Source organism: Microcoleus sp. PH2017_34_RAT_O_A (assembly GCF_020737885.1).
Classification (GTDB): Bacteria; Cyanobacteriota; Cyanobacteriia; order Cyanobacteriales; family Microcoleaceae; genus Microcoleus.
The window spans coordinates 1-25,460 of sequence record NZ_JAEQDD010000077.1; the positions used below are offsets into that span (position 1 = coordinate 1).

20 protein-coding genes are annotated in these 25,460 nt (G+C 46.8%); 8 read left to right on the plus strand and 12 right to left on the minus strand.

Annotation, left to right across the window (positions count from 1 at the left end):
* Positions 1 to 330 precede the first annotated feature (330 nt).
* Together JGK11_RS22855 and JGK11_RS22860 are read right to left on the minus strand one after the other, a co-directional pair.
* The gene (locus tag JGK11_RS22855; protein ID WP_293198371.1) at positions 331 to 2,001 is read right to left on the minus strand and encodes a CHAT domain-containing protein; all 1,671 of its coding nucleotides are present in this window, start codon (positions 1,999 to 2,001) and stop codon (positions 331 to 333) included.
* 4 nt (positions 2,002 to 2,005) lie between these two features.
* The gene (locus tag JGK11_RS22860) at positions 2,006 to 2,260 is read right to left on the minus strand and encodes a hypothetical protein (protein WP_293193679.1); all 255 of its coding nucleotides are present in this window, start codon (positions 2,258 to 2,260) and stop codon (positions 2,006 to 2,008) included.
* A 1,801-nt stretch (positions 2,261 to 4,061) separates the two neighbouring features.
* Between JGK11_RS22860 and JGK11_RS22865 the strand changes: the two genes are divergently transcribed.
* The gene (locus JGK11_RS22865; protein ID WP_293213002.1) at positions 4,062 to 9,704 is read left to right on the plus strand and encodes a cadherin-like domain-containing protein; all 5,643 of its coding nucleotides are present in this window, start codon (positions 4,062 to 4,064) and stop codon (positions 9,702 to 9,704) included.
* A gap of 126 nt (positions 9,705 to 9,830) precedes the next feature.
* Positions 9,831 to 9,980 (plus strand): hypothetical protein, encoded by a 150-nt coding sequence (locus JGK11_RS22870; RefSeq protein ID WP_293213004.1) that lies wholly within the window; start codon positions 9,831 to 9,833, stop codon positions 9,978 to 9,980.
* A 398-nt stretch (positions 9,981 to 10,378) separates the two neighbouring features.
* Here the strand turns inward: JGK11_RS22870 and phnE are convergent, their stop codons facing one another.
* The 3 genes from phnE to JGK11_RS22885 all read right to left on the minus strand — a co-directional run bounded on the left by phnE (position 10,379) and on the right by JGK11_RS22885 (position 13,452).
* Positions 10,379 to 11,131, minus strand: a complete 753-nt coding sequence (gene phnE, locus JGK11_RS22875) for a phosphonate ABC transporter, permease protein PhnE (RefSeq protein ID WP_293185189.1) — start codon at positions 11,129 to 11,131, stop codon at positions 10,379 to 10,381.
* 155 nt (positions 11,132 to 11,286) lie between these two features.
* On the minus strand, positions 11,287 to 12,027 hold the full coding sequence (locus tag JGK11_RS22880; protein WP_293213006.1) for an ATP-binding cassette domain-containing protein: 741 nt from the start codon (positions 12,025 to 12,027) through the stop codon (positions 11,287 to 11,289).
* Between the two features lie 450 nt (positions 12,028 to 12,477).
* A complete protein-coding gene (locus JGK11_RS22885) occupies positions 12,478 to 13,452 on the minus strand; it encodes a phosphate/phosphite/phosphonate ABC transporter substrate-binding protein (protein WP_293185187.1) in 975 nt (324 codons plus the stop codon).
* Positions 13,453 to 13,648: 196 nt separating this feature from the next.
* Between JGK11_RS22885 and JGK11_RS22890 the strand changes: the two genes are divergently transcribed.
* The 4 genes from JGK11_RS22890 (at position 13,649) to JGK11_RS22905 (ending at position 15,783) form a co-directional block, all read left to right on the plus strand.
* Positions 13,649 to 14,632 (plus strand): threo-3-hydroxy-L-aspartate ammonia-lyase, encoded by a 984-nt coding sequence (locus tag JGK11_RS22890; protein ID WP_293213008.1) that lies wholly within the window; start codon positions 13,649 to 13,651, stop codon positions 14,630 to 14,632.
* Positions 14,633 to 14,688: 56 nt separating this feature from the next.
* Positions 14,689 to 14,994 (plus strand): DUF4090 family protein, encoded by a 306-nt coding sequence (locus JGK11_RS22895; RefSeq protein ID WP_293185185.1) that lies wholly within the window; start codon positions 14,689 to 14,691, stop codon positions 14,992 to 14,994.
* Positions 14,995 to 15,248: 254 nt separating this feature from the next.
* Positions 15,249 to 15,518: a prevent-host-death protein gene (locus JGK11_RS22900; RefSeq protein ID WP_293185184.1), complete on the plus strand. Its 270-nt coding sequence runs from the start codon at positions 15,249 to 15,251 to the stop codon at positions 15,516 to 15,518.
* The gene (locus JGK11_RS22905) at positions 15,505 to 15,783 is read left to right on the plus strand and encodes a type II toxin-antitoxin system RelE/ParE family toxin (RefSeq protein WP_293185183.1); all 279 of its coding nucleotides are present in this window, start codon (positions 15,505 to 15,507) and stop codon (positions 15,781 to 15,783) included. The genes JGK11_RS22900 and JGK11_RS22905 overlap by 14 nt, the downstream gene beginning before the upstream one ends.
* Before the next feature lie 129 nt (positions 15,784 to 15,912).
* Here JGK11_RS22905 and JGK11_RS22910 read toward each other — a convergent pair whose 3' ends face one another.
* The 7 genes from JGK11_RS22910 to deoC all read right to left on the minus strand — a co-directional run bounded on the left by JGK11_RS22910 (position 15,913) and on the right by deoC (position 22,849).
* Complete coding sequence (locus tag JGK11_RS22910) at positions 15,913 to 16,332, minus strand: EamA family transporter (RefSeq protein WP_293185182.1); 420 nt, start codon at positions 16,330 to 16,332, stop codon at positions 15,913 to 15,915.
* A 94-nt stretch (positions 16,333 to 16,426) separates the two neighbouring features.
* Positions 16,427 to 17,341 carry an NAD(P)H-dependent glycerol-3-phosphate dehydrogenase gene (locus tag JGK11_RS22915; protein WP_293185180.1) on the minus strand — a complete coding sequence of 305 codons (915 nt, stop codon included), beginning with the start codon at positions 17,339 to 17,341 and terminating at the stop codon, positions 16,427 to 16,429.
* A gap of 114 nt (positions 17,342 to 17,455) precedes the next feature.
* Complete coding sequence (locus tag JGK11_RS22920) at positions 17,456 to 17,896, minus strand: NUDIX hydrolase (RefSeq protein WP_293185179.1); 441 nt, start codon at positions 17,894 to 17,896, stop codon at positions 17,456 to 17,458.
* A 137-nt stretch (positions 17,897 to 18,033) separates the two neighbouring features.
* On the minus strand, positions 18,034 to 19,260 hold the full coding sequence (locus JGK11_RS22925) for a glycosyltransferase family 4 protein (protein WP_293185178.1): 1,227 nt from the start codon (positions 19,258 to 19,260) through the stop codon (positions 18,034 to 18,036).
* A gap of 26 nt (positions 19,261 to 19,286) precedes the next feature.
* The gene (locus JGK11_RS22930) at positions 19,287 to 20,858 is read right to left on the minus strand and encodes an MFS transporter (RefSeq protein WP_293213010.1); all 1,572 of its coding nucleotides are present in this window, start codon (positions 20,856 to 20,858) and stop codon (positions 19,287 to 19,289) included.
* Positions 20,859 to 21,060: 202 nt separating this feature from the next.
* Complete coding sequence (recO, locus tag JGK11_RS22935; protein ID WP_293185175.1) at positions 21,061 to 21,936, minus strand: DNA repair protein RecO; 876 nt, start codon at positions 21,934 to 21,936, stop codon at positions 21,061 to 21,063.
* A 232-nt stretch (positions 21,937 to 22,168) separates the two neighbouring features.
* A complete protein-coding gene (deoC, locus tag JGK11_RS22940; RefSeq protein WP_293185173.1) occupies positions 22,169 to 22,849 on the minus strand; it encodes a deoxyribose-phosphate aldolase in 681 nt (226 codons plus the stop codon).
* Positions 22,850 to 23,150: 301 nt separating this feature from the next.
* Here deoC and JGK11_RS22945 point away from each other — a divergent pair, with 301 nt between their 5' ends.
* The gene (locus tag JGK11_RS22945) at positions 23,151 to 23,513 is read left to right on the plus strand and encodes a hypothetical protein (protein WP_293185172.1); all 363 of its coding nucleotides are present in this window, start codon (positions 23,151 to 23,153) and stop codon (positions 23,511 to 23,513) included.
* Between the two features lie 442 nt (positions 23,514 to 23,955).
* Positions 23,956 to 24,978, plus strand: coding sequence for a tetratricopeptide repeat protein (locus JGK11_RS22950; RefSeq protein WP_293185170.1), 1,023 nt, complete (start codon positions 23,956 to 23,958; stop codon positions 24,976 to 24,978).
* The last annotated feature ends 482 nt before the right edge of the window (positions 24,979 to 25,460 follow it).

Sequence of the window (25,460 nt, forward strand, 5' to 3'; positions counted from 1 at the left end):
TATTCCTGTAGTTTTAGGACTGTGGACTAAAATTACTAACGTAGATGTCTAACATTGACTACTTTTGGGTAGCTTTGTCCAGGTTTTTACGAGCGGTAAATTCACTTAAGGAATAAGAATTAAATAACTTACAATTTTTATTCTTCTTGTGGGATGGGCGTCCCGCCCGTCCTTTCTGGACGGGCGGGACGCCCATCCCACAAATATGTGTAAATTATTTAATTCGCGATCCTAAATGAAACGTAAAATACAGCTTGCACTCAAGCTGGCTCTGTTGCTCTTCTTCCTTCCTTTTAGATTAAGTGAACTGTTTGATGCCTTCTTGCTTCTTCATTCTGCTTGGTGACGTTCTTGCAAGTAATTTTGCGACAGGGGAGTCCGTACCGCCGGCAGTAACTCTTCTGGTTTCGTGCCTCGTTGCTGTGAGTGCCGCCACCCAAACAAGCCAGCACTCACAGCAACGGGGAACAAGCAAAGCATCACTACCAGACATTTTTGCAATCCCGATTGTTTGAACGATTTCGGAGTCGGTGTAGTTACCCGAGTTGCTTGGATCGCCGCCGACTCAGAATTAGGAATAGAGTTCGGTGAATTAGCAGCAGAAGACCGATCGCTCTGGTGAACCCAATCCCTGCGATCTTTTAATTGGTCGGGAAAATATTCCCAGACTTCGCCGTCATCTGTGTCTGACTCCTGCGGTTGATTGGCTGCGGTTGGCGGGTATGGGGCGATCGTCGAGAGTGCAGGCGGCGCCTTCCATTCTGTACCCCCTCCCGCCGACGGCGTTCCCGGTAGGATTAAATTTGGCACCGGAGAACCGGATGGGCCGCTTTGGGCTGGGGCGCCCGTCAGATAGCCGTCAAAGTCCGGGTGCTGGTAGAGAATCGGCAAAGCCCAGTATAACTGGTGAGAACCGTAGGCAGAAATTAGTCCCGCCCTGGCCCGACTCAGGCTGAGATCGACTGGATAGCCTTGATTCAGGTTGCGGTAAAACAGTCGCGTCAGAGTTAGGGCTACATCGTCGGGAATGCTTTCTGCCATTGCTAGCACTGCCGGAATGCCCCGCTTGATTAAGGCTGCGGTTAAATTGCGTTCCGAACTGTCCTCGCCGATGTCTGAGGGGTCGCCGTAGGCCCCGCGGCAGGAATTGAACACGGCCATCTGAATGCCGTTGTTAACCAGCAATCCGGCTAAGTCGTCGCCGCTCAAGGTTTCGGTTAACCCGGTGCGGCTGCTGACTAGGTAGAGTTCGCCACCTCTGGAACCTAAGTTGCTGTGGCCTGCGTAGTGCAAGACTTGGTAGTGTCCTTGTTCTAGGGCTTGAGTAAGCTGTTCTCGATCGGGCTGTTCGAGAATCGTCAGTTGAATTTCGGAGTGTGGGCCGTTTTTGAGGGGATTAGCGCTCCGGTTTTGCAGTTCTTGTTGCAAGTGGAGCGCTTCTCGTTTGAGCTGCAAGCTGTCTCGATCGCTCGGAGAGGCGATCGCCACTAAAATTTTTAGCGGGCCGCTGCTGGGTACCACCCGGGTTTGTTTGAACAAACTTGTACCTGGTTGGTAGCGGGAAAACACGACATCGGTGCCGGTTGCTAAAGGGCGATCGCCCGCGTGCAGCACTTCCCACGGCAGCCGCGGCAAGTGCCTGCCTTTGAGTCCCAGGCGCAGTTGCAGCACTTCTCGGCGGTGCTGGGCGATGCCTTGAGCGCAAGTCCAGCTATCGCGCAAGTTTCCTTGAAACAGTCCGCTGTATAATTGTTGCCCCAGGGCTACTAAATTCGGCGCTGAGTTTTTTGTCGATCGCCCTGTGCGACCGGCAGCACCAGTTCCTTGGAACACGCCCACCATCGGGTCATTCATCAGTTGAGCAGACAGTGCCAGCCATTGGTCGATCGGCCAGCGGACTTGTTGCTCTGCTAAGGGTACACCGGGTGCAACCTTTTCTGTCCGCACTAGATATTCGTCGTCCCCAACTGGGGTGACTGAGAGTTTAAATTCTTGGCTCACCAATTTAGCGCCCCCCCGCCTCAAGTCTGAATGTGCCTGCGTTTTTGCAGCTAGCAATCGCGATCGGCAAACTAATTTTTACTCTTTCAATCAAAGTTTCTGAATGCGCTTCCCCCGATCGGGCGATCGCTGGGATCAAATATATTTGTTCAAACACTTTGAGGCTATAAAACTTGTACTTTAATAACAGTTTATTAGTTTTGATTGCCCTATGGCTTGGTGAAAGCCGAATTTTCTCCAATCTTGCTATTTTGAACATTTTGCACCTCTACCGCAGACCCTTTTACATTCGTCGGAAACTTGAGTTTGTCATTGCTCAGTAAAGTTAAATAGGAGGCACTTTACCAGGCGGATCTCTAGTTCTTATTAAGATTACTTCAGCTATCGCCCACCTGTTTCAGGGCAATATCGCAGGCAATTTTGAGTAAATTTTTGGCGGTAGCGATCGATCGCTGTGTCCTCACCACTTATCCTCTACCATCAACCCCCCATTTCAAATCTTGATTTTGTGTCAATTAATGAATTGGTCAGCCGGCGAGTCCTCATCCGTAAGCCCTGAGTCCTCATCCATAAGCCCTGAGCGGCGATCGCTAATCGATAGAGCGACCCTCTAAAATTCCTCATCGATTATTGCTAATTTACCGCTTCTATGTTAATGTTATTTTTTTGTTTAACTGTCTTAATCTAGCTAAAGTGAAGCAGGAAAAATAAAGTCAAGTGTCCGAGAAGTTTTCAGAATACAACTGCTATCGAATATTCCAGCCCTTTCCAGCAACCAGGATTTTTCTCATCTAGAGGACTGAGCCTCATCCAGCCTCTTTTTCGGTGAAATATTGGGAAAAGGCAACCATAAACTTACAAATAAACCGGGTTTATCGTGTCCACCACGGGTCATTTGCGCTCAAAATGCCGATCGAGCTTGTAATTTTAACCAAAAACAATGCCACTTTTCAGTTGACAGTTGACTGTTGACAGTTGACTGTTGACCGCTTGAGGGCTACCTCTCCATAAAAGGAAGAGGATTGAAACAGTGAAGAATTTTGTTTTATTTCCCCCTAAAAGGAGGAGGATTTAAACCCATTCTTCTTGGCAAAAATTAATGCAATTGTAGGCAAGGTTCAAGACAATACAAAATCTGTCATTACTAATCTCAAATTTAAAATCTCAAACCTAAAATCGTATAAATTATGTGTTTATTGCTATGTGTTATAGAATTTTACAAGAAAGAATTAGTCGAAAGCCGGAACCCGGAGCGGGAGAAATTAAAATCAGGCTATTCATTACTCCAATACTCGGACTTTTCGGTAGAGGCCGCTCTCAAACTGTCAACTGTCAACTGTCAACTGTCAACTGTTGAAAATCTGTATTGAGCCAGATATTATTGGGCAGAATTGCTATTTTGTTCTAAAATACAAAATCTTATCAGTTCGCGAGGCTGGCTCGAATTCAGATAAACTTATACGACAGAAAATTAAAACAAATATTTGCCGGGGCGAATCATCTAATTTATTTATTAATCATCGGGAACTAAAATTAGGAGCGTACAGTCACTGGCAAAAGAGATGCAAATCCTAAGTCAGGGAAGGATTTGTCAGAGCTGGGAGTGTTACAAAAAGTTAAGGCAACTAGGCTCGATCGCAGGAAAAGCAAGGTAAAATTTGGGTAATAAAGGTTTTGGGTAGTTATGTGGGAGTTGTCAGTTGCGAGTTTACATTCTGCTAACTTACTGTAGAAATTACGTAGAAAATCTACAATTCGGCGCATTTAGGTGCAGCTTACTGTAGAAATTACGGAGAAAGTCACAAGCGTTTTGCGCTGTGGCACAACTCTTGCGGTGTATGTGGCGGATCAATTATTTTTGGTGCACCATTGCAGAAGATAAAACTCGCAACTGATGGAAATAACCCCTTGCAGTTTAAATAGCATCTATAAACAGAAAGGTCGGAGATCGGCGGCTCTAGCAGGCGAAAGTATGAAATTGTAAAATTATGCTTCTGCTATATCCTCCTTGCTGATAAACTGACTCTAAGAAACTTAGCCCTTTTTTGGAAATATCAAAGATGGAAGAAGAAATGTTGTTAGAAAATGTATCGGGAACACTTTTTCCCGATCGAGATGAAACAGAAATTTCTGACCTGAAAAAAACCAGTTTGTTTTCACCGATCGCCCTGGATGATGAGCAGCCAAAACTCGTGTTTTCCGCCAGCGAACTCGATCGACTCGCCGATTTTCGGGATGCTAGTGCTATCAATTCCGATAGCGGGTTAGGCAAGTTAGTTGACAATGCGATCGCACAAAACAGCGGCATCACTAACGGCAAAGTTCCGAATCCGCCTCCTCCTAAAGACACATCCCCCAAAGTTGCTGATGATAGCAGCAAAATGGCTGAATTGAGCGGCGTACCCGAAGAAGGTACAGGCAACAAAAATGACAAAAATGACAAAAAAGATAACAGCGGCAGCGATCCCCAGACGATCGAAGGTACTGATGGCGATGACATAATTGTTGCCACGGGCGCTAACCAGTCGCTCTACGGCAAAAGAGGCAAAGACAAACTCAAAGGAAAGAGTGGCAAAAATAAACTCTATGGAGGCAAAGACGGCGACGATTGCGAGGGCGGCGATGGCGATGACGAAATAAGAGGCGATCGCGGCGACGACAAGTGCGACGGCGGCGAAGGCAACGATACCCTCTACGGTGGCAAAGACAACGACACTCTTTCTGGTGGCACCGGCAACGATACCTGCAAAGGCGACGACGGCGATGACTGGGTACACGGTAACGACGGCAAGGATGACGTTGACGGCGGCAGCGGCAATGATACCGTCTACGGCGGCAAAGGCGACGACACCTGCAATGGTGGCGAAGGCAACGATACTGTCAGGGGCGATCGGGGTAACGACAACGTTAACGGCGGCGAAGGCAATGACACTGTTAACGGTGGCAAAGATAACGATACCGTCATCGGCGGTGCTGGCAGCGACGTTTGCAGCGGCGACGACGGCGACGACACCGTAATGGGCGGCAGTGGCGACGACACCGTAATGGGCGGTGCCGGCAACGACAACGTTAGCGGCGACGAGGGCGACGACAGCGTTGTCGGCGGTGAGGGCACAGATACCTTGATCGGTGGCGAAGGCAACGACGTTTGCAGCGGCGACGAAGGAGACGACAGCATTGTCGGTGGCGCTGGTGACGACACCCTGATGGGCGGATCGGGCAACGATACCCTCGTTACTGGCGACGGCAATGACATGGCAGACGGCGGCGACGGTGACGACAGCGTTGTCGGCGGCGGATCTGGCAACGATACGCTGATGGGTAATGCTGGCAACGATACGATCGTTGGTGGTACTGGCAACCATACCTGTACCGGCGGTGCTGGAAATGACGTTTTTGTCATGGATATGGGTAACAATACCACTCCCGGAAGTTCCGTCATCACTGACTACGAAGACGGCTTCGACAAGTTTCTGCTGTCTGGCAGCTTGAACTTTAGCAGCTTGTTGTTTGTACAAGTCGGCCTCAATACCGAAATTCGGCTCAGCAGCAATCAGTTGGTGCTGGCACTATTGTTGAATGTTAGCGCCACGATTCTCAATGCTGGCGACTTTTTGGGAGTTAATGGTAGCTCTCCAACCCCAACTCCAACTCCAACTCCAACTCCAACCCCAACTCGAATAGTTAATACCCCTCCGCGATCGCAAGCTAATAAGACACTGATAGTCGGTTCCGACGGCAACCCGCAAACTATTACTGGTGACTTATTGAAGTTTGTCGATAACGAGCAAGGTGCTAGCGACACAGTGTTTAAGTTAACGGAGCTGCCTGATGCTAAAACCGGGAAACTATTCTTTAAGGGAGCAGATGTAACACAAGTCGGTTTGACCTTCACTCAAGTAGAGATTAGCCTCGGCTTGTTAACTTTCCAAGCTACAAAAGGTTTTACCGGTGCGGCCAGTTTTGGTTTTGAAGTTAGCGACGGCAAAAACATTCTCACCAGCCAGCGTTTTAGCTTCAAAGTCGAGCAAAATGTCTTTAATTTTGTTGGCAATACAACTCCTCAAGTGATTGTCGGTTCCGAGACGCTAGATAACGACATCCAAGGCGGCGACGGCGGTGATGACATTACAGGCGGTAAGGGCAAAAACAAAATTAAAGGAGGTAAGGGCAACGACAAAATTAAAGGCGGCGATGGCGAGAACGATATCGACGGTGGTGATGGCGATGACGATATCATCGGTGGTAAAGGCAAAAACAAAATTAAAGGAGGTAAGGGCAAAAACAAAATTAAAGGCGGTGATGGCGATAACGAGATCGAAGGTGGCGATGACGATGACGAGATCGAAGGTGGTAAAGGCAAAAACAAAATCAAAGGAGGTAAAGGCAAAAACAAAATCAAAGGCGGTGATGGTGAGAATGATATCGAAGGTGGCGATGACGATGACGATATCATCGGTGGTAAAGGCAAAAACAAAATCAAAGGAGGTAAAGGCAAAAACAAAATCAAAGGCGGTGATGGCGATAATGATATCGAAGGTGGCGATGACGATGACGATATCGAAGGTGGTAAAGGCAAAAACAAACTCATCGGCGGTATTGGCAATGACAAAATTAAAGGCGGCGATGGCGAGAATGAGATCGACGGTGGCGAAGGAACCAATACTCTAATTGGAGGCGCTGGTAAGAATCGCTTTATTTACAAAGTTTCCCGCGAAAAGATTAAAACAGTTCTAGATGCTGACTTAATTACTGACTTTAAGGCTGATGAAGATCTCTTAGAGTTGTCTGCCGCAGCTTTTGGCAATCTCAGCCTTACCAGCTTGACTCGACTGGCGATTACGGCTACTTCTACTGTTGGATCGATCGGCAGTTCTAACTTACTCGACTTCAGCGCCGATATCACCGTTACCAGCATCGCCACTTTGCAAGCGCGGTTTGCAGCTTTGGGCGGCAACAGTGACGCACCTACTTTCTGTCAGTTTACAGATGCCGAAACTAACCGTTCCGTGCTGGTATTTGCTGTTGGGGCGCGCTTTGAAATTGTCACCAGTTTCTCGCTGAAATTTAGCCTGCAAATCAGGAACTTTGTCTTCAGCGGCCCGCAACTAAATGTTCCTGTCGGTACTTCCGGCCCTGACAATTTAAACTTCGGCACTTATCCGGCCGCAGTTAATTTCAAGGCTTTGGCTGGCGATGACAACATTGTCGGCAGCAACTTTAACGATACCATCGACGGCGGTGACGGCAACGATACCATCACCGGCGGCCTCGGTGCTGATGTCCTCAGCGGTGGCAGTGGCACAGATCTGTTTGTTTACAACACAACTAAAGAAGGTGGCGATAAAATTGCTGATTTCAAATCTGGAACAGATAAATTCCAGTTTGTATCGAGCGAATTCGGCAATGTGACTACTACTAACTTTGACGGTGTTAGCGGTTCAACTCCTGACATTACCGGCAAAGAGTTAGTCATTTTCACTGGCGGAACCTATGCCAGTCTCGAAGCGGCACAAGCTAAGGCTACAGGAAGTTCTACAACTCCTGGTTTCTTCGCATATAACAATGCTGCGAACGAAACGGTGTTGGTGTTTGACTCTAACGGTACAGCACCAGGCGGTTTCACAACTGTTGCGAATCTGGGTACTGCGGCGGGGACTTTGGGCACAGCAGACTTTGTGTTTACTGGTGCGATCGCAACTTCTCCGACTGGTACTTCTACAAATTCCGGCAGCATTGTAGATTTAACTGCTGCTGGGAATACCTATCCGAGTGGTAGCAATAATTTCGGTTCAGGTGTTGGCGGTTACAACTTCAGCACACCCGTCTTATTTACCGGAGATGCGAAGGCTAACAATGTCACTGGTACTCAATTTGCTGACATCTTCAGCGGTGGTAGCGGTGCAGATATTCTGACTGGCGGCAGTGGTGCAGATATCTTTGTTTACAATTCTCCCGGTGAAGGCGGTGATACGATTACTGACTTTGCCTTTGGGGTTGACAAATTCAAGTTTGCCAGTGGTGCTTTCGGGAATTTGACTACTACTAACTTTGACGGTGTGACGGGTTCAACTCCTGACATTACTGGCAAAGAGTTAGTGATTTTCACCGGCGGGAATTATTCGACTGTGGAAGCGGCGCAAGCTAAGGCTTTGGGCGGTTCTACAACTCCTGGTTTCTTCGTATATACGAATACGAACAGCGAGACGGTGTTGGTGTTTGACTCGAACGGTACAGCGGCAGGCGGTTTCACAACTGTTGCGAATCTGGGTACGGCTGCGGGAACTTTGGGCACAGCAGACTTCTTGTTTACTGGTGCGACTGGTTCTGCTCCGACTGGTACTTCTACAAATTCCAGCAGCATTGTTGATTTAGTTGCTAATCCGGGTACTTTCCCGACAACTGGAGTTTACAACTTCGGTTCTGGTGCGGGCGGTTACAATTTTACCACTCCTGTCTTGTTTACTGGCAATTCAACTGTGGCGAATAACGTCACTGGTACTGAGTTGGCTGATATCCTCAACGGTGGTGGCGGTGCAGATACGATCGCTGGTGGCGGCGGTGCAGATACTATCACCGGTGGTGCCGGTGTAGATATTTTGACTGGCGGTTCTGGTGCAGATATCTTTGCTTTCAAGGCTCCCGGCGACGGCCCGGATACGATTACTGACTTTACCTTCGGAACTGACAAATTGCAGTTTGCTGCGAACGCTTTCGGCAATTTGACTTCTACGAATTTTGTCAGTGCGAGCGGTTCAAATCCTGACATTACTGGCAAACAATTGGTGATTTTCACCGGTGCCAATTATTCGACTGTGGAGGCGGCTCAAGCTAAGGCTGTGGGTGGTTCTACAACTCCTGGTTTCTTCGTATATACGAATACGAACAGCGAGACGGTGTTGGTGTTTGACTCGAATGGTACAGCGGCAGGTGGTTTCACAACTGTTGCTAATTTGGGTACGGCTGCGGGGACTTTGGGCACAGCAGACTTTGTGTTCACAGGGACGATCGTTGCTTCTCCAACTACCCCTGCTCCGACTTCTGGTAGCATTGTCAATTTAGTGACTAATCCGGGTACTTTCCCGACAACTGGAGTTTACAACTTCGGTTCTGGTGCGGGCGGTTATAACTTTACCACTCCTGTCTTGTTTACTGGCAATTCAACTGTGGCGAATAACGTCACTGGTACTGAGTTCTCCGATATTTTGAACGGTGGTTCCGGTGCTGATATCTTCAACGGTGGGGCTGGTAATGACAGCATCTCCGGTGGTGCTGGTAATGACAGCATCTCCGGTGGTGCTGGTAATGACACTTTAATCGGCGGTTTGGGAACAAATGCTCTCAGCGGTGGATTGGGTTCTGATGTGTTTGTGTTCACCGGAACTACTGCTGGTGGCGGGGATATCATTACGGATTACAGCATTGTTGATGATGTAATTAACATTGACAAGATTGCTTTTGCTGGGTTGGGTTCGGGGCCTTTGGGTGTGAATTTCTACCGGTACAGCAGCACTGTTGCTACTGTAAGCGCGATCGAGTCATCCTTGACTTCGCCGTCGATTATTGCTCTCTTCGATAGTGCAGCTAATACTACTAAGCTGTATTACGATAGCAACGGTTCGACGGTTGGTGGCAACAGTTTGTTTGCTACTGTCAATGTCAATTTGGGAGTTTCGGGTAATTCTGAATTGTTCTTGTTCTAAACGGCAAGAATTCTAATCTGAATATCAAGGGTATGCACGGGGATACAGCAATGCTGTATCCCAACAAGATAAGGACACGGCAATGCTGTGTCCTTATTTTGTTGTTGTTGATTTTCAAACAATTTAGTGGCTTTGTTTTGGGCGGGGAAACGGCACTACCCCGTCTTTTTTTGCGGTGTTGTTGATGGTGGATACGATCGCGCGATCGCCTTTTTGGGGATTTGTGCGATGGCTTACGCCCCGCTACGCTACGCCGGGATACCGATAAATTTGTAGGGGTGAAGCATTCGGGCGAGAATAGTTGATTCCCAACCTACCATCCAATACCCGAATGCTTCACCCAGCCCCCACAGACAAGTCATAATTACCAAATATTGGTCAACCCTTGATGCGCGAGAGTCAATGAATATTTGGTTTTGATAAACTGCCGGCGTTGCGATCGAGATCCTTTGATGGGGCGAGGGCGAAGCATTTGGGCATGAAATCTTGGGTTTTTTGTTGTGAATTGTCGCCCAAATGCTTCGCCCCTACGAGTAATTCGATCGACTTTTGGGGGAAATGTGCGATCGACTATTAGAAAATTAACTCTTCAACCCACGGAGGTGGGTTTGTCTGTGTAGACGCGGTTTCAACCGCCGTCTCTATTACTGTTGAATGATTTTGAATAATTGGTATTACCTCGTTTCCAACCGCTGCCGCCATTTGCTGCTAATAACATCGATCGCAGTCACGACAACTAACAATACCAACATCATCGTAGTAGCCTTATTGTATTCAAAAGCTCGAATATAATTGACTAATTCAAAACCAATACCGCCGGCGCCCACCACACCCAACACCGAAGCCGCCCGAATGTTGTATTCAAACATCCACAGCGTGTAACCCAACGCTAGCGGCAACACCTGGGGGAAAATGCCGTATTGGGCAACTTGCAGCCAAGATGCACCCGCCACTTGCAACGATTCGATCGATCGCGCTTCCACAGACTCGATCGCCTCCTGATAAAATTTAGCAAGATAACCTATAGTATAAATTCCCAAAGCCAAAGTACCAGCAGGCGCGCCCAAACCAGTCGCGGATACAAACAGCAATCCCAGGACAATTGAAGGAACCGATCTCACCGCATTTTGCAATAAATTAGCTAGCCATTGCAACCACTTTGGTGCTATATTGTGGGCGCTGCAAATCGCAATCGGTACGGAAAGAATTGCGCCGATAGTCGTTCCCCACAAGGACATTTGAACTGTTTCGATTAAGGCATTAATTGCAACATCTATAATTTCGAGATTTGGGGGCCACAAGCGGGACATAAAATCTGTCATGTATGGCCAACTGCTAGCCAATGTTGTGGCATCTATTTCTAATCCCTGCAAGGCCCAGCCATAAATTACAATTAAGATTGTTGTAATACCTGGGGTTTTAATCAAGCTATAATTTTTTGAGAAGTTAGTTGATTTTTTTTCGATCATTTCAGTTGGTTTTGAGATTTATGTACGGCTATTTTTGGGTTTGATGAAGGGGCTTTTTTTGTGAACCGCAGAGGGCGCAGAGGGCACAGAGGAAGAGTTGAGAAGAGGGGAGTTCACACTGCTAGTTTGGGCGGTGTTAGTTTGCTGAATTTGTCGGACAGGTTGTGACATTTGCCATCATAGACTATTTGACCGGCATCTAGGACGATCGCTCTTTCTGGATATCTGCTTGCCATTCCTAAGTCGTGCAATACTACAACTACTGTCATTCCTTGTTCTTTGTGCAGAAGGGCGAGGATTTCCATTACTTGTTGGGCGGCGATTACGTCTAATCCGGTGGTGGGTTCGTCTGCTAGTAAAATCTGGGGAGATTGGATGAGGGCGCGGGCGATCGCCACTTTTTGCTGTTGTCCGCCGCTGAGTTGTCCGGTTTTTTGGTACGCTAGGTCTTGCAGTCCGAAGTTTGCCAGTAATTCAAAAGCTCGATCGCGCTTTTGCTTCGGAAAACCCCACAGAGTCTCCCAAGTATTCAATCCTCCCAAGCAACCACACAGCACATTGTCGATCGCAGGTAGCTGTTTAATCAATCCGCCGCCTTGAAAAATCAAGCCAATATCGCGCCGAATTCGCCTCAATGTGCGCGGAGTTATTACTGTATCGTTAATTCTAATTTCTCCGGTTTTGACGGGAACTAATCCGACAAATGAACGCAAAAGTGTGGATTTTCCTGCACCGTTTAAACCCAGCAGCGCTACAAATTCGCCCTGTTTTATTTTGCAATCAATTCCGTTCAAAATCGGGCGTTTTAGCGAGGTTGAATAAGCTGTTTCTATTTTACTGCATTCGATAGTCATAATAAGAAGGAAGAAGGAAGAGGGAAGAAGGAAGAGGGAAGATTTTTTAATTGTCTTCGCGCGAGAATGAGTAAGAGATACACATAAAAATTTTAGTTTAGCTGACTTTTAATTGGCTGTATTAACTTGGTAAATATTTGTTGATAAACTTTGCCCTTAATATAATTTACGATCTAACTGTTACAATAAAATAGGTTTGTAGTGAGGACTTTAGTCCTTCTTTTTCTGAGGACTAAAGTCCTCACTACGAACCTTTGTTTTACTGTGTAAGGATTTTTGTCCGGCTTTTTTTGCGGACTAAAGTCCTCACTACGAACCTTTGTTTTACTGTGAGGATTTTTGTCCGGCTTTTTTTGCGGACTAAAGTCCTCACTACGAACCTTTGTTTTACTGTGAGGATTTTTGTCCGGCTTTTTTTGCGGACTGAAGTCCTCACTACGAACCTTTGTTTTATGGTTCGAGTTTAGCGCGCTGCAAAGCTTGGCGCAAGGTTGCCAAATGGCGCGCATGATCGACTTTTACTAATTTTTGGGAATTGTACAAACTGCGGAACAATTGATTGTTTGCAGGTTCGTTCATTTTCATGAAAGCATTGATCAGTTTTTCGCGCATCGGTGCCGGAATGCGATCGTCAATTACAATTCCGTGGGCTGGAACTCCTGGAATCTGCTGCAAAACTCGCAATTTCTTGCCTTCTTCTGCTGTAATCCAAGGCGGTAGTAAAGCGTATTCGGAAACTGCTGCGACTTCTGCTTGACCTCTTAAAACTGATTGCAAAGCGCTGCCGTAACCATCGCCGTAGGTAACATTTCCAAAGAAACTTTCGAGTCTATCCGGGCCTGAGACTAATCCTTGACCTACTAATTCTGAGACTGGGAAAATAAATCCCGAACCGGAAGTTCGAGAAGTGAAAGCCATTTTTTTACCCTTCAATTGTTCGAGGGTTTGCTTTGCTGAACCTTTGGGGCGCAGCGGACTATCTTGCCGCACTACAAATACAGAATCGTAGGTATTTCCGCCGGAATAATCGCTGCGAACTTCTGCTAAATACATCCGCGCTTTGGCTAATTGTTCTGCTTTTAATGCCGCGCGCCCTGCTACAAATGCGACATCTGCCCTGTCGGCCCTCAAAGCTTCTACAGCAGCGGTTTCGTCGCCGATGACTGCATCAATAGGAATTCCCATTTCTTTGGATAGTATTTGCGCTACTTGATTGGCTTTGTTTTGCAAGTCTGTAGCATCTCTGCGGTTGGCAAATACGATCCTAATGCGACTTATAGCTGCTTGTGCTGTTAAATCTCGCTCGCCCTTTGGTGCTGTTTGCGCGATCGCCTTCTGCCCAACTCCGACTGCATTCGCTGTCAAACCCGCTAGCAGCAACAATCCTGCGCTAGCGCTTGCTAGCACTTTAAACTTTGCATTCATCAATCGATCTCCTAACCTAACCTAAACTATTTGATAATTAATTGCAATAATCTTCAACTTATCCTACAACGCTTTTGGTAATTAGTTGCAATAGTCTATTGATAATTATTTCCGATATGTCATATCATCAAAATTGATTAAGCTTTGATTCTATGTATGATATAATGCCGCCCAAGCACCCCAGGCAGAAAAAAATATGACAGCCAACCTTACCGATAAAAATGCTTTGCAAGTCTGTTTTGCTGATGTGGAGGCGGCGGCAAAGCGCTTGCAGGGCAAAGCTTTCAAGACACCTGTGCTGACTTCGCACACAGTCAACAAACAAACCCATTCTCAAGTATTTTTTAAGTGCGAAAACTTTCAGCGGACGGGTTCGTTTAAGTTTCGCGGTGCTTGTAATGCTTTGATGCAGCTATCTGAAACGGAAAAACTCAACGGAGTAGTGACTTTTTCTTCGGGAAATCACGCGCAGGCGATCGCCCTTGCCGCACAATTACTCTCAATTCCTGCTACTGTCGTAATGCCAGCAGACGCGCCCAAAGTCAAGCAGGAAGCGACTCGCGGCTACGGTGCCGAAATTGTTTTGTACGATCGCACTCGCAATTCCCGCGAAGATCTCACCGCCCAAATTGCGAGAGAACAACACTTGACAATTATTCCTCCTTATGATGACGCGCGAGTGATCGCGGGACAAGGTACGGCGGCGATGGAATTGATCGCAGAAGTTGGGGAGTTGGATTTGCTGCTGGTTTGCTGCGGCGGTGGAGGTTTATTGTCGGGATGTGCGATCGCAGCTAAAACTTTGTCTCCCAAGTGTACAGTCATAGGTGTAGAACCGGAGCAAGCAGATGATGCCGCGCGATCGTTCCGCACCAAAACGCTGCAAACTGTTAGCAACCCAGATACGATCGCAGACGGCGCGCGCACACCTTCTTTGGGGAAATTAACTTTTCCTTTGGTGCTGCATTATGTGGACGATATGGCAACTGTTTCGGAAGCGCAAATTCGCAATACAATGTTTTTTATGTGGGAGCGGATGAAGATTGTTGTCGAGCCTACGGGAGTGTTAGCTGCGGCGGCTTTGCTGTCAGGAGTTGTGAAAGCAGAAAATAGCAGAGTTGGTGTAATTGTCAGCGGTGGAAATGTGGATATTAGAGAGGTCGATCGCTTTTTTTCGTAGATGGGGATACTTCTCTGATAAAATGCTCCCACAACAAACTTTGATATCACAGCACAATGTCTTCAGAAACAAACTCAGCAGCTCAATCGACAACTGGTGCAGATGCGATCGATGTGGCGATCGCCTCAGGAATCGATTTTGACGGCACTGCGATTCCGAAAGCAAAATTAGACCTGTACGAGAAAGTAATGGGATTAGAAGCCGGAAGACAGCGCAGCGGCGTGTCGAACACCATGCGATCGCGCATTGTCCGAATTGGAGTCAAACACCTGCCTCAAGCAGAACTCGATCCAATGCTAATTGCTGCCGACTTTGCACCGCTAAAAGACAAAGAAGTTGCGTTTTATTACGGCGGTAAATAGAGCGTATTTATATCATTTTCGGTTGCATTCCTTGGTATGGTGCGTCGTTGCGAGATTTTCAAGCTGATTCCTAGATTTTCAACAGTGACGCACCTTACGAGACTGCGAAACTTCTCCCAGATGTGCGCGATTTTTCTCAAAAACCTAATTTTTTGCATTCAGGACTACTTTTGCAATCCCAAATTATCGATCGACCTCCCAACCCCTGCCGATTTTGCTTAAAATAGACATAACCCAAACTCATAACATCTGTCATGCAAAGCTATACCCTCGCAGAAGTATGTAATCCACAGGGGACAGTCTTTAACCGAGCTGCTGTGGAGCCAGTTTTACTCACAGATAAATCGCAGCCCAGCCACGTAATTATGTCGGCTGATGCCTATCAGGGCTTGATAGAGCGACTGATGGAACTAGAAGATATGCTTTTAGGAAAAGCCGCAAAATCTGCCCTGAGTCAGTCTCAAATGGTTGGTACCAAAACCTTTGTAGAAACACTAAAACAACTGGCAAATGGCGAAACTTGATGGTTTACAAACAGTGCTCGACTTTCTCAAGGGTTTGCAACCTAAAATAGCGGCTCAAATTGCTAAAAAAGTGTTAGCGCTGAATGTCGATCCTTTACCTAATGATAGCAAGCAATTAATCGGATATCTGGGTTATTATCGGGTAGATAGTGGCGAGTATCGGATTATTTACAACTTTAATCCCGAAGAAGATTTGGTAGAAATTATTCTAGTTGGTAAGCGTAACGATGATGAAGTATACAAAAAATTAGAGCGCCTTTTCTAAAAAACTCATTCTCAGTGATGCTGCTCTAAATATTGGTAGGGTGCGTCGCTGCGAGATTTTCAAACTGATTCCTAAATTGTCAAGAGCGATGCACCCTACAATACTTTTTTGATAACTCCTATATTTCAACTAAGACGCAAGTATAACTGCAACTATGGCTAGCACAAGAGCGATAATTTGCGGGATTGTAATTGCTTCTTTCAGGAAGAAATATGATAGAAATACAGTAATTAGCGGGTACAGTGATGTAATGCTGATGACGCTGATAACTGGCCCGCTTTCAATGGATCTCAGAAAAATCACCGATGCTACAGTTCCGCAAACACCGATTAATAAAGCAAATACGATTCCTGTAATATTCCCCTCAAGACTCAAGTCTTTACTGCTGGCCAGAATAAATACTGTAGTTAAAATAGCGCCGATTGTTTCATAAACAAAAACTGTTTTATAGTCAATAGATTTAGTTGCTAACTTGCCAAAAAATCCCCAAAAGCCGTATAATAATGAACAAACGAGTGCATAGATTAACCAATTGGGTATTTTAACCATAGTTTCCAGAATTTAAGTAAGTTGTTTGGTGCTGGTTGTACTCGATTTGCGATCGCAGTTGATGAATTTTCGCTAATCGCCACCTGTACGGTTCTTAAATCTCCGGTTTCAAAGCACGTTCCATCAGCGATAAAACAGCTTGTTCGGGAGTAATTTTACCATTCAGCAAACGGTAAACTTGACTGGAAACAGGGACTTCAATCTCGCGCCGATCCGCCAAATCAATTAACACATTAGTAGTATTAACTCCCTCAGCAGTGCTCTGCAATTCCTGCAAAACTTCCTCCAAAGACTTACCTTTCGCCAATCCGAAACCAACCCGATAATTGCGCGACAAAGCACTATTGCAAGTAGCGAGTAAATCTCCCAAACCAGACAAACCATAAAAAGTTTCGGCGCGTGCTCCCAAACGAACCCCTACCCGAATCATTTCCGGCAAGGCGCGAGTTAACAAAGCAGATTTAGCATTAGTTCCTAATTGTAAACCATCGCAAACACCAGCGGCGATCGCAAAAACATTCTTCAAAGTGCCCCCCAACTCAGTCCCCAGGGGATCTTGATTGACATAAACCCGAAAAATATCCGAACTGTAAATAGTTTGTACTTGCTTCGCCGCCGCTAAATCCAAACTCGCCGCTACCGTGGCAGCGGGTAATCCTCGCTGAATTTCTTCGGAAAGATTGGGGCCGGAAAGTACGACAATTGGATTATTAGGAAAGGCATTTTGCCAAATTTGAGATGGAGTGCGCGTCGTGGCGGGATCTAAACCTTTGGTGACAGTAACTATAATTGTACGGGGATTTGGATTTAAGGCAAGCAGGCGATCGACTGTTTCGCCAACTCCTTTCATCGAAACTGCCGAAACCACAACATCGGCGCCAGTTATAACCGATTCTAGACTAAAAGAACTGCGGCGCGACCACAAATTTACCCGATCGCCCTTTTTACCTCCCAGATTTGCCAGGGCCGAACCCCATGCACCTCCACCTAATATTGTCAATATTTTCATTGGTAATGGGTAATGGGTAATTGGTAATTGGTAATTGGTAATTGGGAATTGGGAATTGGGAATTGGTTATTTGGTTATTGTCACCAAAACATAACAACTGTCAACTGTCAACTGTCAACTGTCAACTGTCAAACGCGGCCGCAATCCGTAATGACGGTAACGCCAATAATCGCGTAAAATGCGATCGTGATCGAAACACAATTGCTCGGGAATCTGCCAAGACTCAAAAACTTGTAAATTTTTAGCATCATCCGCAGCTTGAGGTTCGCCAGTTGCCGCAGCCAAGAATACAATACTGATTGTATGTTGCCGCGCGTCGCGATTTGGATCGGAATAAACGTAAAATTGCTCGATTAATTCTACATTCAAACTTGTTTCTTCTAAAGCTTCGCGTTTTGCCGCCGTTTCTACCGATTCCCCATAATCGACAAAGCCGCCGGGAATCGCCCAACCGTAGGGAATATGCAAGCGTTCTATAAGTACGATCGGTCGCTGCGGGCGATCGACCAATTCGATGATAATATCAACTGTAGGAGCAGGATTTTTGTAAGTCATTCTGTTGGGAATTGGGCGAAGCGAAGCGGAGGGATTGAGAATTGGGCATTGAACTGGTTCCTAGGCAGAGCCTGGGAACCGATACCCAGAGGCTCTGCCTGGGGACGAGCATTCTTCCTTTTCTTGTTCCTGCTAAATCATGCTAAACCGCGAACTGGCACGCGCTGCCTCTGCAAAACTTCTGCATAAAGCTTTTCCAACTCAGTAATATTTTGACTGAGAGTGTAGCGCTCGATCGCCCGTTGGCGCGCTTTTTGGCCCAGCAGCATTCCAAACTCAGGATGATCGCAAAACAACGGCAGCAAAGTTAGTAACTGACTCCGCACCCGCTGAGTGTTCAAAACTATCCCCGCGCCTTCCTCCAACGCCTCGCCGTCAGCACCGGCATCCGTTGCCAAGCAAGCTAAACCGCAGGCCATCGCTTCCAGCAGCGACAGGGACAATCCCTCCACCAAAGAAGGCAGAATAAATACATCTGCACCGCGCAGAATTTCGATCCGGCGTTCCTCCTCGGCGACAAATCCGAGCCATACAATGCCGTCCTCTTCGCCGTAGGACAGTTGCAGCGAGGCGGCGAGGGGCCCGTCGCCTACGATCGCCAATACGTTGCCAGGGCCAAAATTACATTGTTTCCAGGCCTTCAGCAAAGCCTCAACATTTTTCTCGGGGGCAATGCGGCCTTGATATACAAATATGCGATCGGCTTTTAATTCCGACTTCAACCCCGAAGGCCCGGGCGAATACTTCTGGGCGTCTACGCCGTTGGGAATCACAGCTACCCGTTCTTCCGGCACTCCCAACTTCACCAAAATATCTCGCTGAATGTAAGAAAAGACGATCGTCGAGTCGTAGTTAGCCAAAAACGGAGCGTACAGTTGATACATCAGGTGTTGGGTTCCCGATGTCAAATTCCGCAATTTGCGATCGAACGGCGGGTGAAAAGTCGCCACCAAAGGCAAATTCAATTCCTGACAAATTTCCGGCAGCAAAAAGTCTAGGGGCGAAAGCGTCAGGGAAGCGTGAACAACATCCGGTTTCAGCCGCCGCAAAGACTTCATCAACACTGTGCGGGATTTGAGAGTTGGAATCGTATAAATTTGCGATTTGTAGTGACAGGGTAAAGAAACTTCGTTGCAACTCGCGGGCGAAAGCGAATTGGTATATGAAGTTGGAGTAATTCCACTTCCCCATTTTCCATTTGCTACGCTCCACGCGGCATTATTCCTGTCAATTTGGCCCGCTTCTTGGGCAAAGTGCAGGAAACTGACCTGGTATTCCCGGTCTAATAAGGCGTTAGTGACTTCCCTGGAGTAAGTTACATTACCGCAAAAAGGTGATTTTTTTCCTAGCCAAGCGATGTGCATTCGAGTAAATCAGAGTTTGTTATGTTTTAAATTCGATCGACTTTGCTATTAGTGCTACGGGAAATATACCAGGTTAAGACGCCACCTGCGATCGCCAATCCCGCTAAAGCCAAAAATACCGTCGGCAAACCCAGAAATGTTTCTGCTACTCCCGCTAAAGCTAATGGTAAACTCAAAGCGATATTAGTCGCATTGTTTTGCAGCCCGAAAACTTTTCCCCGCATTTCTTCTGGGGTTTCTGCTTGAATTGTCGTCTGCATCGGCACTCCCACCAACGAAGCAAACAAACCCAACAGGGTAATGAACAGCACCGAGATCCACAAATGGTGTGTAAATGCAGAAATACCCATCAGAGCAATTGCCATACCAACAGATCCGATTAAACTAAGTTGGGAATGAGAAAATTTGTGGCCGAGATAGCCGACAGTCGTCGCCCCAGCAGCCATCCCGACGCCCACCGCAGCCAGCAAAAATCCAAATTGCGACGCTTTCATACCGGGCAGGATTTCTGCCAGCCGCACCGCTAGAACTGCTAAGGCTGCAAAAATGGAAAATAGAATAATTAGTTGAATTAAAGCATTGCGGACTTTCGGTTGATCGTTGATGTAACGCAGCCCGTCTTTTAAATCTGCTAGGGGATGCGGCGGTTCGTGTTCGACTTCGTTTTTTTCGCCTGTTTTCATCGACAGCAACAGCACTCCGGCGAAGGCGTAACTTCCGCCGACTACTAATTCTTTGCCGATGCCGAGTCCGCCACCGAGATTGGTAAATAGAGTGTCGGCTAAGGCTAGTAAGGGTTCTCCGACTGCAAAGCCGATAATCACCGAACCCATCATGGTTGTGGTGTAGAGCGAGTTTGCCGATAGCAGGTGGCGGCGTTCAACAATTAAGGGAATTACTGACTGTTCTGCTGGGGCGAAAAATTGAGTTAGGGTGGAAACTAGGAATGTCACTAGCAGCAGCAAGCAGAATCCGAGCGGTAGTTGACCGAGTTCCCACCCGTCGGAGAGCCACAACAGCAAAGGCAATGTCAAGACGAAGCCTCCCCGCAGCAGGTTTGTGGCTACGAGCACTGCTTTTTTTGACCAACGATCGACATATACGCCCGCAGCAGCCCCAAATAACACCGCAGGTATGGTAAAGGCGATCATGATTGCCGATACCCACCTGCTGATGGTTTGATCTGGCGCTTGAAATCTGCTGGCTACCAGGGCGATCGTCAGTACGAGATAAACTTTATCTGCTAGTTGCGAGAAAACTTGCCCGCTCCACAGCGCTAGAAAATTTCGGTTTTTGAGCACCGGCAGAAATCCGGTTTGTTGCTCGGGAGTTTCGCCTGCTGCTTCCGCGAGATCTGCTGCGGTTGCTGCTGTTGACAGCGCGGGGATGGCTTCTGGTTGCTGGCTGTTGCCGTTGTTCCAGTCTGTTTCTGGATTTGTGGGATATTTGTCCATTTCTGGGTCTTGGGCGTTACTCCATTGTCGATCGGCAAAGACGGGCGATGAGTTAAAATCTGGAAAATTTTCTCGTTCTTCCATCTTGTGGTGGGTCACAGCTAAAATAGATCTTCTCAAATCAGTATCGGACAGTCGCATCATAGGATTTGGGGTGGATCGCCTGGGATGGTTGAGCTTGGGGGGGATGGGAATTTCAAATTGAGGCGTTAACCTCTAAATTTAATAACTCGTAACTTTTCTTATTATCTAGTTTTGCAAGAATTTTGAGCATTTACCTGAAATTGCTTACAGGTTCGGATATCCCGCAAGCTGGGTGAGATTTTTACTCCACGAGATTCAAAATTTAAAACTCAAAACTCTCCAAGTACGTGTCGATCGAGCTTCCCGATCGAATCGTGCAACCTAAATGATACTGGGCATATTGCCGCAAAATATTTTCTACTGATATCCAAGTCCCCCGATCGGCAATCCCCTCTCCTAGTTCTGCACTCCCCAACTGTTGCAGTGCAGCTAATTCTTTAGCATTAATATGGAAATTTGTCAAGTGTTTGCTGTCGCTCGTTTGCCGGGAACGGGAGCTGGATCTGTACAGGCTGCCAGTTTGTGAGGAAAGTTCTGCCTCTAGGTTAGCTAGCTCTGGCAAGCTGAAGGTTCCCCCAGAGGGTATACTAAACCCGGTTTGCCAGTTCGGATCTGTGAAATTTGGGATGAGTGGCACTCTGGTGGCACAGCAGACTTGGACTTGGGGCGCGAGGCCTGCTAGGGCTAGCAAGTGAAAAATACCCTGGGCTAGATGGGCGACTAGCAGGGCGGCGGATTCAATTTCTGTGCGATCGGACAAACGCTCCAAACGGCTCAAGTGTTCGCCCAGCAAAAAGAAAAGTGATTCTTGCGGTTCGTCGGAAAGGGCGCTGGCGATCGCCAATTCGGCCAAATATTGCGCGGCTGATAGTTTTCCCAGGTTGCGGCTCAAACCCGGATAGGATTCGACGGTGGACGCTTGGGTAATCTTGTCGAGCGATCGACCTTTGGCGATGAGCAATTCGTTGACTACAAATAATTCGCTTCTCCCGCCAATGCTCGATCGTTGTTTGCGAACACCCGGTGCTACGGCTTTAATTAAGCCAAATTCCCGTGTCAAAACTGTCAGCAGGCGATCGGATTCGCCGATCGGCGCACTCTTAAGATTGATTCCAATTGCTTTGTAAGTTCGAGTCACTAGATTATAGATTTTAGATTTACAACGGCACTCTTATACGAATTAATTTTGAGGTATGTTGTTGCGCTTTAGCGCTCTTTTCTTAGATATATGAAAGAGCGCTCAAGCGCAACTACGTACCTTTCCATCACTAATGACTAGGAATTAATTTTGAGGTATGTTGTTGCGCTTTAGCGCTCTTTTCTTAGATATATGAAAGAGCGCTCAAGCGCAACTACGTACCTTTCCATCACTAATGAGTCTGATTTAAATTATCCCGCTGGCGGATTAATTCCGGGCCGCGAGAAGTCCCCAAACGAGTCGCACCAGCCACGATCAAATCTATAGCTTGTTCGTGAGTGCGAATTCCTCCGGCCGCTTTAATACCAACTCTTCCCTTAGTAAATTCCTTCAACAACCGTACATCTTCAACTGTCGCCCCACCAAAAAAGCCCGTGTTAGTTTTGATATAAACGGCGCCCGCCTCCATGCAAAGCTCAGCCGCTAATTGTTTTTCCTCATCAGAAAGCATCGAGCATTCGATAATCGCCTTGATAGTTAGTCCGGTTTCTTCGCAAATTTCGGCCAATTCCCGGTGAAATTCGTCGCTTTTTCCGGCTTTCAACAATCCTAAATTGACCGAGACATCTAACTCAACGGCTCCGCTGTCTGCCGCTTCTAGAGCTTCGTAGAGTTTGACTGCTGATGTGGTTGCTCCCGTGGGAAAACCTATGACTGTCGAAACTTTTGACTTTGTGCCGTGCAGAAGACTTACCGCTTGTCGCACGTAGGCGGGATACACGCAAACTGTGGCAAACCCAAATCTTTCTGCTTGTTGGCAGCAGTGTTCTACTTGCTCGGGAGTGGCGCCCGGATCGATGAGGGCGTGGTCGATATAGGGGGCAATATCGATATCTGGCCCTTGTGCAGCCATTGCTGTTTTTTCTCCGAAGCAACTACATCTTTATTATGTATCGAATTTACCAATTCTTAACTTGCCTCAGGCTCTGAGTTGCTGCTCAGACCAACTGTTGTGGGAAGTTTTTCATCCATTTATGATAAAAAAAATAAATTTTAGTATCTGCCTTTAGATACATTTTTAATCTTTCTTTAGGTATACTTTGTTAAAAGGAGTTGCGGTAGAGCCTGCGTCAGCTACCCTAGAGCAGAGCCTGGTAGCAGTCACTGTTTTTACTCCGATTAGTGCTTTAAAAACATAACAGCCAGTGCCAAGCATGAATCATTTAGAACTCGAACAAGAAATTGGAAAGATGGCTAGAGCGATGATGACTCGCAATAGCTTAATTGGTAAAGATTTGATTGCAGATCTCAGAGGGCGGCTGTCAACAGACAGCGTAGCTGCTTTGATGATTGTCAGTATTGAGCGCTTGATTTGGTCTGACTGTGAGTCGGTGATCTGGAGTTTGAGTTATTTGATTCCTGCTGATGTGATGGAAGAAATTCGCCGCATTACGGCGCTGGTTGTTTGCAAGCGCTTGATGGGCAAGGGTTTTGTGCTGGGGAAGGATTTTAGTATTGATGCTTCAGGCAGGTTGCTGTTGAGCGAGACTGCTCAAACAGCGGTTGTGGTTGCTTGAATTGGGTAAGCAGAAGTTGGATCTATTGGCACTACGAGATTTGCACTTTTAGTGTAATTGCAAACCTAATTTTGGATGGGGTAATAGTTGACAGTTGACAGTTGACAGTTGACAGTTGACAGTTGACAGTTTGAGAGCGACCTCTACCCTTAAGTCCGAGGATTGGAGTAATGAATAGTCTGATTTTAATTTCTGGTAATAGTTGCGTGACTCGCGCCAGCCTGAGATTTGCAGCAGCTCCAACCAGTGATGAGTGTGGTTAGCTAAAAGAGCATTTGATGAGAGGAAAATAGTCGGTTTCAACTGTCAATTGTTGAGGTTGTTAATGGCTGTTTGTACGGGCGATCGCCCTGTATCAAAATTTTCTGATTTGTAGTCAAATTACAGTTTAACTCCGGGCATTTTTCGTGTAGAATCATCCCTAAGATAGATGCGAAGTATTATGAACTTAATTCAAAACTTGGAAGCGGCTTGGTATTATCATCTGGGTTCGCGCCACCTCGAAGCTAACGATCATGATAGTGCTCTGGCGAATTTTGACAGAGCTGTGAACTTGCAATCGGATCATTATAAGGCTTGGTTCGGGCGAGGTATGGCTTTGGGCAACTTAGAACGACACTTAGAGGCGCTTTCAAGTTTTGATGAGGCCTTGGCGGTGCAGCCGGATGCGAGCTTTGGCTGGCACAACCGGGCTATTGCTTTAGGAAAGTTGGGCCGCTTTTTGGAGGCTCTTAACAGTTTTGACAGGGCTCTGGAGTTCAACCCATATGCGGCGAGTATTTGGCACAACCGGGGACTTTTGCTAATTGATATGGGGCTTTACCAGAAGGCGGTTCTGAGTTTCGATCGCTCTTTGAGTTTGCAGCCAGAGGCGCCTTGGGCGTGGTACAACCGAGGGAATGCTCTGTTAGAGCTAAAACTTTACTATCAGGCGCTCAACAGTTTCGATCGCGCGATCGAGTTTAACCCAGATGATGCCAAGGCTTGGTACAATCGCGGTCTAGCTGCCAACTCCATGGGACTTTACAAGCAAGCAGTGGCTAGTTTTAGTCGATCGATCGCTCTGAAACCGGACAGAGCCGAAGCTGTAGGCGAGCGACGAATTGCTTTGCAAAAATTAGTCGGCTTAAATCAGAAAAATGCCAAGTTCACTCCCACATCAGAGTGTATCTTTGAGGATTATTTGATTTGGTACAATCGGGGTGTGGAATTGGCGCGGCAAGGTAGCTATTCAGAGGCGATCGCTTGCTATGAAACTACCTTAGAAATCAATCCTAATTTTGCTAACGCTTTTTACAATCAAGCTTGCTGTTATGCGCTGCTGGGCTTTGCTGATTTGGCCCTTGACAATTTGCAGCGGGCTGTGGAGTTTATGCCTAATTTATACCGAGAGCTAGCTGTAGCTGACTCCGATTTAAGCTGTATTTGGAAACAAGAACGTTTTGCAGCACTGATCGAAGGTTGAGAGGTCAGTTGACAGTTGACAGTTGTCAGTTGACAGTTGTCAGTTACGTTAAATCGAAATTATAGCGCAGTGCGAGCGTCTCGCTCGCGAGCTGTACACTACTCGCGAGCGGGGACGCTCGCACTGTAAAAAAAATGCTTTTTCCAAAACTGAGATGCTCCCCTAATATTGTTTCCGGTTGCATCGGTATTGTTTAATCCGCCAACAATCAACAATCAACAGTTAACAGTTAACAGTTAACTGTCAACATCATTTCGGTGTAACCAGAATTGATATAACTAACCAGAAAGAATTGGTTGAAAGCCCGCCCGCCGGAGCGGGAGAAATTAAAATCAGACTATTCATTACTCCAATACTCGGACTTAAGGGTAGAGGTTATTCTCAAACTGTCACAGGTCAACTAAGAGGGCAGGCACGCACCATCCACTGCCCCTACCAAAGATCAACTGTCAACTGTCAACTGTCAACTGTCAACTGTTGAA

What these genes read in the sequence shown, in the direction of transcription:
- JGK11_RS22860 (WP_293193679.1), bottom strand. Translation starts at nt 2,260, where the DNA reads ATGTTCAAAATAGCAAGATTGGAGAAAATTCGGCTTTCACCAAGCCAT.
- JGK11_RS22865 (WP_293213002.1), top strand. Translation starts at nt 4,062, where the DNA reads ATGGAAGAAGAAATGTTGTTAGAAAATGTATCGGGAACACTTTTTCCC.
- JGK11_RS22880 (WP_293213006.1), bottom strand. Translation starts at nt 12,027, where the DNA reads ATGACTATCGAATGCAGTAAAATAGAAACAGCTTATTCAACCTCGCTA.
- JGK11_RS22885 (WP_293185187.1), bottom strand. Translation starts at nt 13,452, where the DNA reads ATGAATGCAAAGTTTAAAGTGCTAGCAAGCGCTAGCGCAGGATTGTTG.
- JGK11_RS22890 (WP_293213008.1), top strand. Translation starts at nt 13,649, where the DNA reads ATGACAGCCAACCTTACCGATAAAAATGCTTTGCAAGTCTGTTTTGCT.
- JGK11_RS22895 (WP_293185185.1), top strand. Translation starts at nt 14,689, where the DNA reads ATGTCTTCAGAAACAAACTCAGCAGCTCAATCGACAACTGGTGCAGAT.
- JGK11_RS22900 (WP_293185184.1), top strand. Translation starts at nt 15,249, where the DNA reads ATGCAAAGCTATACCCTCGCAGAAGTATGTAATCCACAGGGGACAGTC.
- JGK11_RS22905 (WP_293185183.1), top strand. Translation starts at nt 15,505, where the DNA reads ATGGCGAAACTTGATGGTTTACAAACAGTGCTCGACTTTCTCAAGGGT.
- JGK11_RS22910 (WP_293185182.1), bottom strand. Translation starts at nt 16,332, where the DNA reads ATGGTTAAAATACCCAATTGGTTAATCTATGCACTCGTTTGTTCATTA.
- JGK11_RS22915 (WP_293185180.1), bottom strand. Translation starts at nt 17,341, where the DNA reads ATGAAAATATTGACAATATTAGGTGGAGGTGCATGGGGTTCGGCCCTG.
- JGK11_RS22920 (WP_293185179.1), bottom strand. Translation starts at nt 17,896, where the DNA reads ATGACTTACAAAAATCCTGCTCCTACAGTTGATATTATCATCGAATTG.
- JGK11_RS22925 (WP_293185178.1), bottom strand. Translation starts at nt 19,260, where the DNA reads ATGCACATCGCTTGGCTAGGAAAAAAATCACCTTTTTGCGGTAATGTA.
- JGK11_RS22930 (WP_293213010.1), bottom strand. Translation starts at nt 20,858, where the DNA reads ATGATGCGACTGTCCGATACTGATTTGAGAAGATCTATTTTAGCTGTG.
- deoC (WP_293185173.1), bottom strand. Translation starts at nt 22,849, where the DNA reads ATGGCTGCACAAGGGCCAGATATCGATATTGCCCCCTATATCGACCAC.
- JGK11_RS22945 (WP_293185172.1), top strand. Translation starts at nt 23,151, where the DNA reads ATGAATCATTTAGAACTCGAACAAGAAATTGGAAAGATGGCTAGAGCG.
- JGK11_RS22950 (WP_293185170.1), top strand. Translation starts at nt 23,956, where the DNA reads ATGAACTTAATTCAAAACTTGGAAGCGGCTTGGTATTATCATCTGGGT.